Source organism: Streptomyces prasinopilosus (assembly GCF_001419695.1).
GTDB lineage: Bacteria > Actinomycetota > Actinomycetes > Streptomycetales > Streptomycetaceae > Streptomyces > Streptomyces prasinopilosus.
In genome coordinates, this window is the sequence record NZ_LIRG01000403.1 from 163 (window position 1) to 12,643 (window position 12,481).

6 protein-coding genes and 1 pseudogene are annotated in these 12,481 nt (G+C 73.8%); 1 reads left to right on the top strand and 6 read right to left on the bottom strand.

The features are described 5' to 3' along the window. The 4 genes and pseudogenes from AOK18_RS17565 to AOK18_RS17580 all read right to left on the bottom strand — a co-directional run. Window positions 1–518: pseudogene (locus AOK18_RS17565) on the bottom strand (serine/threonine-protein kinase); the annotation flags it as partial. 212 nt (window positions 519–730) lie between these two features. Then, window positions 731–3,526, bottom strand: a complete 2,796-nt coding sequence (locus AOK18_RS17570; protein WP_055694997.1) for a protein kinase — start codon at window positions 3,524–3,526, stop codon at window positions 731–733. A gap of 153 nt (window positions 3,527–3,679) precedes the next feature. Then, on the bottom strand, window positions 3,680–5,707 hold the full coding sequence (locus tag AOK18_RS17575) for a serine/threonine-protein kinase (protein ID WP_055694998.1): 2,028 nt from the start codon (window positions 5,705–5,707) through the stop codon (window positions 3,680–3,682). 841 nt (window positions 5,708–6,548) lie between these two features. After that, entirely contained in the window at window positions 6,549–8,255 is a 1,707-nt protein-coding gene (locus tag AOK18_RS17580) for a glycerol-3-phosphate dehydrogenase/oxidase (RefSeq protein WP_055694999.1), read from the bottom strand. A gap of 318 nt (window positions 8,256–8,573) precedes the next feature. Between AOK18_RS17580 and AOK18_RS17585 the strand changes: the two genes are divergently transcribed. Next, complete coding sequence (locus AOK18_RS17585) at window positions 8,574–9,782, top strand: nucleotide sugar dehydrogenase (RefSeq protein ID WP_055695000.1); 1,209 nt, start codon at window positions 8,574–8,576, stop codon at window positions 9,780–9,782. 524 nt (window positions 9,783–10,306) lie between these two features. Here AOK18_RS17585 and AOK18_RS17590 read toward each other — a convergent pair. Both AOK18_RS17590 and guaB read right to left on the bottom strand, forming a co-directional pair. Beyond that, window positions 10,307–11,431 carry a GuaB3 family IMP dehydrogenase-related protein gene (locus AOK18_RS17590; RefSeq protein ID WP_055574346.1) on the bottom strand — a complete coding sequence of 375 codons (1,125 nt, stop codon included), beginning with the start codon at window positions 11,429–11,431 and terminating at the stop codon, window positions 10,307–10,309. A 234-nt stretch (window positions 11,432–11,665) separates the two neighbouring features. Then, window positions 11,666–12,481 (bottom strand): IMP dehydrogenase (guaB, locus tag AOK18_RS17595; protein ID WP_167738701.1); only part of this gene is annotated, 816 nt, incomplete at its 5' end.

A 12,481-nucleotide genomic window follows, 5' to 3' on the forward strand; every position in this document is an offset into this window, starting at 1 on the left:
GCGATGCCGAAGTCGGTGAGGACGACCCGGCCCGTGCCGCACTCGAGCAGCACGTTCGCGGGTTTGAGGTCGCGGTGCAGGACGCCCGCGGCGTGGGCGGCACGCAGCGCGCCGAGCAGGTCGACGCCGATGCGCGCGGCCTCCGCCGCGTCGACCGGACCCCGGGCGGCGATGCGGTCGGCCAGCGAACCGCCGTCGATCAGTTCCAGGACGATGTAAGGGCGTTCGTCGTCCACGACGACATCGTGGACGACGATGATGTGCGGATGGTTCAACTGGGCGAGTGCCCGTGCCTCCCGCAGGGTGCGGTCCCGCTGCCGGCGCGCGTCCGCCGCGGAGAGCGTCTCGTCCAGGGGGAGTTCCTTGACCGCGACGCCCCGCCCGAGCAGTTGGTCCGTCGCCCGCCACACCACGCTCATGCCGCCGCGCCCGAGCCTCGCCTCCAGGCGGTAACGGCCCGCGATGACGCGGGCGTCGTGCCGTGCGGGCCCGCTTCCGGGCTCCCCCTCGGTCACCATGAGCCCATCATGCCTCACCGGATGTCATCCCTCCGGTAGGCCTATTCGGCCAAGCACCGCCGTCGTGAACCCACCGGGGAGCCGCCGTGGAACCGGCGGCCGGATTCCCCGGGGGTCCGGCCCGGGGAACAGCGGGCGGGCCGCAAAAACCGCACGGCGACGGTTGCCCTCATGGGCGACGCGCGGCGAGGACCGGGGCGTGCGACGCCGGTTCAGCCGGTGAACCGGTAGGACGCCGAGGCCTGCTCGAACAGCCGGGTCACCTCGTCGCGTTCCCCCGCCGGGCCCCGTACCTGCAGCACGTGGTACCGGCCGTCGATCAGCACCGCGAGGTTGCGGATGTACAGCTCACCGCTGTCGCCGGTCCAGGTGAACTGCCCCTCCGCCATGGCCCGTCCACCCACCTCGATGGTCTTCAGACCGGTGGAGGTGGCCCAGCTGGAGTCACGGTAGGGCTGGAGTTCGCGTTCGTCGTCCCGTTGGTAGGCCATCGGGTCGTCTCCGTACTGCGCGGCGCTGTCCCGGCCGGGTACGACGATCAGCTCGAAGTCGCCGCTGGAGTAGAGGACCTGGCCGCTGCCGTTCTTCCCGGTGCGCTGCCAGCCCTTCGCCACGGCGACGCGGAAGCCCTCCGGGTCCTCGCGCAGGGTGAAGCCCTCGGGGACGTCGGGGCCGGTGGTCTGCGTCTCGTCGGCGGTACCGGACTCCCCGGTACCGCCTTCCGGGCTCTTCGGATCCCGCGGCTGCGCAGGGGAGTCCCCGGGCTCCGGCGCACCGCCCGCCCCCTGCGACGGGGACGCCTCACCGGTCGTCCCCACCGTGCCGGTGCGGTCCCCCGCCCCCGCGCTCCCGGTCTCCTCACCGGCCTTCGGCAGGAACATCACGGCGTACGCGATCGCCGCCGCCATCGCGAGCAGCACCAGCAGGAGCAGGGTGCGGCCCAGCCGTCGCGGGGACTCCGACTCCCGCTTGGCGCGCTTGTGCCGTCCGTGGTGCGCGGGCAGTCCGGCGCGGCGCCTGCGCACCAGTTCGCCCCGGCGGCGCACGATCGGCAGCCGGCTGGCGTCGACCGGTGGTGCCGCTATGACGTGCACACCGGCTTCCGGCTCGGGCGCCGACCGCACCAGCGAACGCAGCCAGCCGCGCAGTTCCTCGAAGTCGAGCCGCTCGGTGGGATCCTGGCGCAGGAGGGACTCCACGACCGGCCTGAGCGGCCCGCACTCCTCGGCGAACGCGGCGGGCTCGGCGCACACCATCTGCACCAGTTCGGCCGTCGACTCCTCCGGGTAGGGCGCGTGCCCCTGCACGGCCCGGAACAGGAGCGCGCCCAGCGCCCACAGGTCGGTCGCGGGGCCGATGGGCGCGGCCAGCTGCCAGTTCTCGTGCACGGGTCCGGCCTGCTCCGGTGCCCACCGCTCCGTCACGGGGCCGACGACGGCCATCCTCGCCTGGCGCGCCCGCTCGGCGGCCAGCGCGGTGGCGGGGCCCCGGGGCGCGGAGGCGTGGGCCGCCGACTCGTCCCACCCGGCGGCCGGAGCGGCTCCGCCGGGAGGGGCCGCGGCGTCCGGGCCCGGCCCGCCGGTCGCGGGGCCGAGCGCGGGTGCCGGCGCGTACCCGCCGGGCGGCAAGGCGGTGCGCCCGTGCCCGTCGGCTCCGCCTCCCCCGTTCCGGCTCTCCCTGCCGCTGCCGCCGGGCGACCGCGGACCGCCGGCCTCCGGTTCGGCGGTCGGGACGCCGCGGGGCGCGGCGCCGTGCCAGCCGGTGGCCTCCACCCCGTACGGGTCGGCTATCAGTCCCGGCGGGACCGCACCGGTCCCGCTCCCGTCCGGGGTGCCGGACGCACCCTCGGTGTGCGGTGCGAGCGCGGCCGGGCCGCCGTCCCCGGTGTCGGAAGCCGCGCCAGGCAGGGCGGTCCGGCCCGAGCGCTGCGCCTCCTGCACCCGGGCGGCCGCCCGGGCGCCCGCCCGGTACGCGGCGATCGCCCCCGCGCGGGCGGCCCTCACGTCCCCGGCGCTGTCGGCGGTCCGCGGGGGCTCCGGGGCGGAGGCCCCGTGCCCCGGGTCCGCCGGCCCGCCCCCGGGCAGCCGACCTGCCCGCGCCTCTATGGCGGCCCGCCGCACGGCGTCAGGATTCGATCCGGGGCCGGGGCCCTGGCCGGTACCGAAACGGGGTGCGGCACCAGAACCGTGCGGGGGGTCGGGATCGGGGTCGGCGGTGAAGCCGGGAGGCCACGACGGAGTGCGCCTCGGCGCCTGGGCCGGAACACCGGTTCCCGTGGGTGCCACGGGTCCCAGGGCACCGGCCGCCGAGCCCGCACCCGGCACCGCCGTACCCGGAACGACCGTTCCCGGAGAGGCGGTTGCGGGAAGGAACGTGTCAGGAGCGGGCACCGGGTCGTACCCGCACAGCGCCTCCTCCGCCGCCCCGACCGCGAGACCGGTCAGCATCACCCGGCCGTCGTCGCAGACCAGCACGGTGCGCGGGGTGATGTTCCGGTGGACCCAGCCGTGGCCGTGCAGGACCCGCACGGCCATCAGGACGTCGGCGGCGACCTCGGCCGCCCGGTACGGGGTCAGCGGCCGTTCGGCCAGCAGTGCCGCCAGCGGCCGGGCGGCCACCAGTTCGCTGACGATCCAGAGGGAGCCCCCCTCCGCGAACACGTCGAAGACCTGGTCCAGCCGCGGATGGTCGGGGATGGCCGCCGCGGCCTGCGCGGCCTCGACCGCCCGCCGCACCACGGGGTCGGTGGGCCGCCGCGTGCCCGCGCGGTCGGCCGTACGTCCGCCGGTCCGGCGGGCGTTTCCGTCACGCGCCGTGAAACCGTCGGGCAGTCCCTCCGCGTCGAGCACCTCGGCCTCGACGACCTCCGGCAACGGAACCTGCCGGACGAGGACTTCCTGCCCGCTGTAGGTGTCGAAGGCGCGGGTCTCGGTCAGTTCGTACTCGTCGGAGGGCGGCAAGGGCAGGCGGTAGCGGTCGGCGAGAACCCGCCCCGCGTATTCGTCCACTGCGCCTCCCCCGGCATTATGGTCGGTCAGGTCCGCTCGCCCAGCCGCCTGTTCCGGCCGCGTACGGTCCGCAGAAACTCACGATACGTGCCGGAGGCAACCCGAAGAGAGGGGATGCCACATCTCATTCCCCCATCGGGCGGCCGCTCACGCTCAGGACTTGGGCTCGAAGGACCGCGTCAGCGTCCGCCAGGTCTCCTTGCGCTGTTCGCCGTCCCAGCCGTCGGCCTTCGCCGTGTACATCAGCGCGTACCCGACCCGGCCGTCCACGACGAACCCCCGGTCGATGGTCCGGTACTTGGTACCGCCGTCCACGTAGGTGAACTCCCAGTCGGCGGTGTTCCACCCCCGGTACTCCACCGCCTCTATGCGGATCTTCTTGTACTGCGAACGCACCATGTAGCGTTCCTGGTTCTTCCAGTCGGCCACCGGGTCGCCCTTCGGCGTGGACGTCCAGGCCACGAGCAGCTTCTGCCCGTCGGGGCCGGTGAAGCGGTCACCGGCCGTCCCCGTCGACACGTACTTCCAGCCCTCGGGCAGCCCGATCGTGTAGCCCTGGGTCCCTTCGTGCGTCTTCGCCACCGGGGCGTCCCCCTCGGCCCCGGCCGAGTCGCCCGATCCGCTGTCGCCCGATCCGGCCTCGGCGTCGCCGGATCCCTCTTCCGTGCCGCCGTCCTTCGATCCGGTCGTCCCGCCGTCGGTTCGGGTGCCGTCCTCCCCGCCCGCCCCGGAGCCGTCGTCCTTCTTGGTGTCGGCACTGGGCGCCTGGCCGGAAGTCGCCTGCTCCGCGCCGCCCTTCGCCCCGGCGCCGCCCTCGTCGTCGCCTCCGCCGAGCGTCAGGGCGAGCACGGTACCGAGCACGGCGAGCACCACGGCCACCGCGATGACGACCAGCGTCCGCCGTGGGACCACGTCGGTGAGCGACGCCTTCGGCGCGGGCCGCGCCGGCAGGTCCGGGGGCGTCATCACGGGCCAGCCCGCGTCCCGGTTGCCCGGGGCCGGGCTCGACGCCGGTCCGGAGGCCCGGCCGGGCAACGCGCCGGAGCCACGGGTGGCGGCCGATGCGGTGGCCGGTGCCGCGGGGGTCGCCGAGGCGGTCCTGCCGGCCGTCGAACCGGCGGCATCGCTGCCGGACTTGGCGCGCGACGCGGCCGCGGAACCGGCCGCTCCCGCCGCTTCCGCGGCCTTCCGCACGGAACGCATCGCGCCGCGCAGTTTCTCCCCGGCCTCCTCGCCGCCCCGCCTGCCCCTGCCCCGTCCACCGGGCTGTTCGGGCAGCGGCACGACCTTCGTCGCGTCCGCGGGTTCCGCATCGGCGCCCTTGGCCGCGGGGGCGTTGATCACCGCGTTCAGCATGGCCCGCGCGCCGGCGTCGTCGAGCCGCTGGGCCGGGTCCTTGGCCAGCAGTCCGTAGATGACGTCCCGGAGCGGTCCCGCGTTCTTGGGCTCCTCGAGCGGTTCGGTCATCACCGCCGTGAGCGTCGCGATCGCGGACCCCTTGTCGTACGGCGGTGTGCCCTCCACCGACGCGTACAGCAGCCCGCCGAGCGACCACAGGTCGGCCGCCGGCCCCGGCTTGTGCCCGCGGGCCCGCTCCGGGGAGATGTACGAGGGGGCGCCGACCAGCATGCCGGTCGAGGTGATGGACGGGTCGCCCTCGACCTGGGCGATGCCGAAGTCGGTGAGCACGACCCGGCCGTCCTCGGCGATCAGCACGTTCGACGGCTTCACGTCACGGTGCAGGATGCCCTCGCGGTGGGCGGACCGCAGCACGTCGAGCACCGCGAGTCCGACCTCGGCGGCCCGGCGGGGTTCCAGCAGGCCGTCCTCCCGGATGGCCTCGGCGAGCGACTTGCCCTCGACGAGTTCCATCACGATCCAGGGGCGGTCGTCCTCCTGGACCACGTCGAAGACCGTCACGGCGCTGTTGTTGCGGATCCGCGCGATCGCCTTGGCCTCGCGCAGCGTCCGGGTGATCAGCCGCCGCTTCTCCTCCTCGTCGATGCTCGACGGGAACCGAAGCTCCTTGACGGCGACGGTCCGCCCCAAGGTTTCGTCCTCGGCGCGCCACACCGTCCCCATGCCGCCGCGGCCGAGCACGTCCCCCAGCCGATACCGCCCGGCGAGCAGACGTGCGCTCTCGTCCTGACGGGTTGTTCCCGCCCGCTCCGGCTCCGACATGCGTCCCCTCAAGCAACCCGCCCTGACAGAGACTTCATTGTCCCTCACCCGACAAGTGCTCAGCGCCCAGGGTGGCCCTGGCCGTGCCCCGTTCCCGCCACACCCGCACCCCGGGTGGAGGACGTGCGGTGCGGCCCCGCGCGATGTTCCTCCGGCAAAAGGGGGGAACCGGATGCCGCCGCCCAGGACGCTCCCGGCCACCGTCGTGTTCCACGGCCCCGCCCTCCCCGGCGCCGCCGGTTTCCGCGGCCCTGCCGGCCCCTTCCCCGGAGGCGCTCCTCCCGTTGCTGGTCACACGGGGTGGGGCCCGGTGGCGGCCCTGCCGGCCAGGGGCGGATCCGGCCCGCCTCGTGCCCTTGCCGACGGCGGCACGAGCCGGCCCGGCCCCTTCCGTGCCGGCGGCGTCACGAAGGAGTCCGTCGCGGGACCCGTCCTCCGGCTGACGGTCGAACACCGTCCGGCCCCGTCCGGCACCGTGGGAGAACATCTGCCGAAACTGGTACGCGGAGAGGCCGACGACGGTCGCGCCGATCCTGTGTCCCCTGCCCAACCGCACCAGCGGCCTCTACGCCATCACCCCGGACACCCGTGGCACGGCCCCCGTCACTCCCCCCTCAGGCACCGTCCATCGCGTGCACCCACTCCCCCGGCCGTCCCGGCCGCTCCTCCCGCTCGAACACCGACTCCGTCCCGCACCCGCACCCGCACCCGCACCCCGTGGAACGGCCGGGTTCCGTACGGAGATCCCGGTGCGCGACGCCCGTCCGAGTGGACGTGCGCCCGGAGCGGTCCGGACCGCTCCGGGTTCCCCGCGCGGCGGTACGCCGACGGCCACGCCGCCCTACAGCGGGATGATGTCCGGAGCCCCCAGCCGGGCCGCGTCCGCCGTCAGGTCGTCCGGCTGCCGCTGCGACTCCCGTTCGGCCTCCACCCGCTTCTCGTAGTGCTGCACCTCGCGTTCGATCCGGCCCTCGTCCCAGCCCAGCACCGGCGCCATCAGTTCGGCGGCCTCCCGGGCGCTGCGCGTTCCCCGGTCGAACGTCTCGATCGAGATGCGGGTGCGCCGGGTCAGCACGTCGTCGAGGTGCCGTGCTCCCTCGTGCGAGGCGGCGTAGACGATCTCGGCGCGCAGGTAGTCGTCGGCCGCCTGCAGCGGCCGGCCCAGCGAGGCGTCCCCGGCGACGAGTTCCAGGACCTCCTCGGCCAGCGACCCGTAGCGGTTCAGCAGGTGCTCGACCCGCACCACGTGCAGTCCGGTGCGTGCGGCGATGCGTGCCCGCGCGTTCCACAGCGCCCGGTACCCCTCGGCTCCGACCAGCGGCGTGTCCTCGGTGACGCAGGCGGCGACCCGCGCGTCGAGCCCGTGCACGGCCTCGTCCACCGCGTCCTTCGCCATCACGCGGTACGTCGTGTACTTGCCGCCCGCGACCACCACGAGTCCGGGGACGGGGTGCGCCACGGTGTGCTCCCGCGACAGCTTGCTGGTCGCGTCGGACTCGCCGGCGAGCAGCGGCCGCAGACCGGCGTACACGCCCTGGACGTCGTCCCTCGTGAGCGGGACCGCGAGCACCGAGTTCACGTGCTCGAGCAGGTAGTCGATGTCCGCGCTGGACGCGGCCGGGTGCGCCTTGTCGAGGTCCCAGTCGGTGTCCGTGGTCCCGACGATCCAGTGCCGGCCCCACGGGATGACGAACAGGACGGACTTCTCCGTGCGCAGGATGAGCCCGGTGGTGGAGTGGATGCGGTCCTTGGGGACGACCAGGTGGATGCCCTTGGAGGCCCGTACGTGGAACCGGCCCCGCTCGCCCACCATCGCCTGGGTGTCGTCGGTCCACACCCCGGTGGCGTTGACGACCTGTTTGGCGCGGACTTCGTACTCCCCGCCGCCCTCGACGTCCTGTATCCGGGCGCCGACGACCCGTTCGCCCTCGCGCAGGAACCCGGTCGCCCGCGTGCGGTTGGCGACCTTCGCGCCGTAGGCCGCCGCGGTGCGGGCCAGTGCCGTCACGAACCGGGCGTCGTCCACCTGGGCGTCGTAGTACTGCAGGGCCCCGACCAGGGCGTCCTTCTTCAGGCAGGGGGCCACGCGCAGCGCGTGACGGCGGCTCAGGTGCCGGTGCACGGGCAGTCCCCGTCCGTGTCCGGGGGCCATCGACATGGCGTCGTAGAGGGCGACGCCCGCGCCGGCGTACAGGCGTTCCCAGCCCTTGTGCTGCAGCGGGTAGAGGAACGGGACCGGTTTCACCAGGTGCGGGGCGAGCTTCTCCAGCAGCAGACCGCGTTCCTTCAGCGCCTCCCGCACCAGGGCGAAGTCGAGCATCTCCAGGTAGCGCAGACCGCCGTGGATCAGTTTGCTGGACCGGCTGGACGTGCCCGACGCCCAGTCGCGCGCCTCGACCAGCCCCGTGGACAGGCCGCGCGTCACGGCGTCCAGCGCGGTGCCCGCACCGACCACACCGCCGCCCACCACCAGCACGTCCAGTTCGCGCTCCGCCATGGATGCGAGTGACTCGGCGCGCTCCGCCGGTCCCAGTGTCGCTGTCCTCACCGCTGCCTCCCGCTCGTCGGTCGCATCGGCCGCACCCGTCGGGCGAAGCCCGGTCCCCCCCCTCATGCCCAAATTCTCGCCGGGATGTCCCACTTCAGCCACCACACGCCCCGGCCCGTGCACGGCTCCCGCCCCGGTCCGCGGACAGCTCTCGCCGCGGTCCGGAGGGGCATCTCTTGCCCCGACTCGGCGAAACTCGGCCGATCAATACAGCAAATCGGTCATATTTACTCCTAGTCTGACATTGCGCTCGCCCGTTCTGTCCACAGGGCTTGCACACCTGTCCCGCTTCGGTTACTGGGAAGGACGGCCCACGCCATGCCCGCAGATCTCGCCGTCATCGGACTCGGCCCCTACGGTCTCCCCCTGGCCCAGGCCGCCGTCGCCGCCGGCATCCCCACCATCGGCTACCGGACCGGCCCGGAAGCCTCCTCCCTCAGCCCCGCCGAGCTGCGCCGCATGGCCGCCCAGGGGTTCCGCGCGATCACCGGCCCCGCCGAGCTCGGCCGGGTGCGTACCGCGGTCGTCTGCGCGCCGGTCCCGCCCGGCGCGGAAGGCGGACCGGATCTCGGCCAGGTGGAAGCGGCAGCCCGCACCCTGGCGGCCCGGCTGCGCCCGCACACCACCGTGATCCTCGAGTCCCCGGTGCCCCCCGGCACGACCGAGGAGTTCCTCCGCCCCCTGCTGGAATCCGGATCCGGCCTCCGCGCGGGCCGTGACTTCCACCTCGCCTACTCCCCCAGCCGCGTCGACCCCGGCAACCGCGACTTCACCCCCGCCAACACGCCGAAGGTCATCGGCGGGCTCACCCCGGCCTGCACCGAGTCGGCCGCCGCGTTCTACGGCAGGCTCAGCGACAAGGTCGTCCGCGCGCGCGGCCCGCGGGAAGCGGAGACCGTGCAGCTGCTGGAGACCAACTTCCGCCACGTCAACACCGCCCTCGTCAACGAGATGGCCGTGCTCTGCCACGATCTGGGCATCGACCTGTGGGACGTCATCCGCTGCGCGGAGACCAAGCCCTTCGGCTTCCACTCCTTCCGGCCCGGCCCCGGTGTCGGCGGCCACTCCGTCGCCCAGGACCTGACCGCCCACACCGGCCGCACCCTGCGGATGGCGGAACTCGCCCAGCAGGTCAACGGCCGCATGCCCCACTACGTCGTCCAGCGCGCCGCGGCGCTCCTCAACGAGCACGGCAAGTCGGCCCGCGGCGCACGCGTGCTGCTCCTCGGCGTCACCTACAAGGCCGACCTCGCCGACCAGCAGGGCAGCCCCGCACGGGAGATCGCGATGCGGCTGATGGAGCTGGGGGCCTCGGTCAGCTACCACGACCCGCACGTCCCGTCCTGGAGCGTGCTCGACCGCCCCCTCCCCCGCGCGGACTCCCTGTACGAGGCCGCGGCCGACGCCGACCTGACGATCCTGCTCCAGCAGCACCGCACCTACGACCTCCAGGGCCTGTCCGTGAAGGCCCAGCTGCTGCTGGACACCCGCGGGGCCACACCGACGGGGGCGGCGCACCGGCTGTGAGAAGGGGGCGCCCACGGCTCACCGCGCTCCAGGGGGTGGCGGTGGGCGGCGTCCCCCGCGGGTACCTTGAGAGACAGGCGGAGCCCACCGCAGCGGGTACTGCGGCAGGCTCCCGGACGGTTCACGGAGTGTCCGCCCCTGGTTCCCGTAGGGGTGGCCGCTCACCATCCGAAAATCCGCAGAACCCACCTCCTGCGGCACTTCACCGTCCACGGACGGATCCCGTCCCAGCGGGTGGGCTTGCGGTGCGGCCCGTGGGCACGCCCCCTTCCGCGAGGCCGCCCGTCAGCCCGGTGAGGCGGTCCGTTCGGAATCGGGCCGGGCCCCGAAGGGCGGGGGCCGGAACGTGTTCCTCGGAAGGGGGCGACCCGGAGGGGCGAGCCGCCGGACACGGACGCTACCGCTCCGCATCGGCCCGTCTCCCGGTGTTCACGCCGAAGGCGACCGCGCGCCCCTCTGCCACCTCACGCGCCCCCACCGTCATGTGTCGAGGGCGTCACGCTCCGGGCGAGCGCGGTGTCACGTCACCGCCGGTGCTGCGAGTCCGCCACCGTCACCTCGACGCGCTGGAACTCCTTCAGCTCGCTGTAGCCGGTGGTGGCCATGGCGCGGCGCAGGGCGCCGAACAGGTTCATCGAGCCGTCGGGCGTGTGCGACGGACCGGTGAGGATCTCCTCGAGGGTGCCGACGGTGCCGAGGTCGACCTTCTTGCCGCGCGGCAGCTCCTCGTTCACCGCCTCCATGCCCCAGTGGTTGCCCTTGCCCGGACCGTCGGTGGCACGCGCGAGCGGGGAGCCCATCATCACCGCGTCGGCGCCGCAGGCGATCGCCTTGGGCAGGTCGCCCGACCAGCCCACGCCACCGTCCGCGATCACGTGCACGTACCGGCCGCCGGACTCGTCCATGTAGTCGCGGCGGGCGGCGGCCACGTCCGCGACCGCGGTGGCCATGGGCACCTGGATGCCGAGCACGTTGCGGGTGGTGTGCGCGGCGCCGCCGCCGAAGCCCACCAGGACACCGGCCGCACCGGTACGCATCAGGTGCAGGGCCGCGGTGTAGGTGGCGCAGCCGCCGACGATCACCGGGACGTCGAGTTCGTAGATGAACTGCTTCAGGTTGAGCGGCTCGTGCGAGCCGGAGACGTGCTCCGCGGAGACGGTCGTACCGCGGATCACGAAGATGTCCACACCGGCGTCGACGACGGCCTTGGAGAACTGCGCGGTGCGCTGCGGGGAGAGCGCGGCCGCGGTGACCACGCCCGAGTCGCGCACCTCCTTGATGCGCTGCCCGATCAGCTCCTCCTTGATGGGAGCGGCGTAGATCTCCTGGAAGCGGCGCGTGGCCGTCTCGGTGTCCAGCTCGGCGATCTCGTCGAGCAGCGGCTGCGGGTCCTCGTACCGCGTCCACAGTCCCTCGAGGTTCAGCACGCCGAGGCCGCCGAGCTCACCGATGCGGATCGCCGTGGCCGGGGAGACGACCGAGTCCATGGGGGCGGCCAGGAAGGGCAGCTCGAAGCGGTAGGCGTCGATCTGCCAGGCGATCGAGACCTCCTTCGGGTCCCGCGTACGGCGGCTGGGGACGACGGCGATGTCGTCGAAGGCGTACGCCCTGCGCCCGCGCTTGCCGCGCCCGATCTCGATCTCAGTCACGTCTGTGGCCTTTCCCTGATGCGTTGCAGCGCCTTCCAGTATCCCCGACGGTTCCGCCGTGCCTCGCCCCGGACGGACGGCGAGGGCGGCCCCGGACCTTTCCCGGGCCGCCCTCGGACGACTGTCACGCGGTCGTGCGCCCCCTGGTACGGCCTGTACTCCCCGTGTGCGGGGCGCGTGGGGCCGTCGTCGCGGGGGCCCGGCCGTCTCGCGCGGGCGCGGGCCGCCGGGCTGTCAGCGCTTGTTGCTGTAGTTGGGTGCTTCCACGGTCATCTGGATGTCGTGCGGGTGGCTCTCCTTGAGTCCCGCGGAGGTGATCCGCACGAAGCGGCCGTTCTCCTGCAGGTCGGGCACGGTCCGGCCGCCGACGTAGAACATCGACTGGCGCAGGCCTCCGACCAGCTGGTGGACCACGGAGGAGAGCGGGCCGCGGTAGGGGACCTGGCCCTCGATGCCCTCGGGGACGAGCTGCTCGTCGGAGGCGACGCCCTCCTGGAAGTAACGGTCCTTGGAGAACGACCTGCGGTCGCCGCGGGTCTGCATCGCGCCGAGCGACCCCATGCCGCGGTACGACTTGAACTGCTTGCCGTTGATGAACAGCAGCTCGCCCGGGGACTCCTCGCAGCCCGCGAGCAGCGAGCCCAGCATCACCGTGTCGGCGCCCGCGACCAGGGCCTTGGCGATGTCGCCGGAGTACTGCAGGCCGCCGTCGCCGATGACCGGGACGCCCGCCTCCTTGGCGGCGAGCGCGGCCTCGTAGATCGCGGTGACCTGCGGCACTCCCACACCGGCCACGACGCGCGTGGTGCAGATGGAACCGGGGCCGACGCCGACCTTGATGCCGTCGCAGCCCGCGTCGACCAGGGCCTTCGCGCCGTCGCGCGTGGCGACGTTGCCGCCGATGACGTCGACGCCGGCGGAGTTCGACTTGATCTTGGCGACCATGTCGCCGACGAGGCGGGAGTGGCCGTGCGCGGTGTCGACGACGATGAAGTCGGCACCCGCCTCGATCAGCGCCTGGGCGCGCTCGAAGGCGTCGCCGGCGACGCC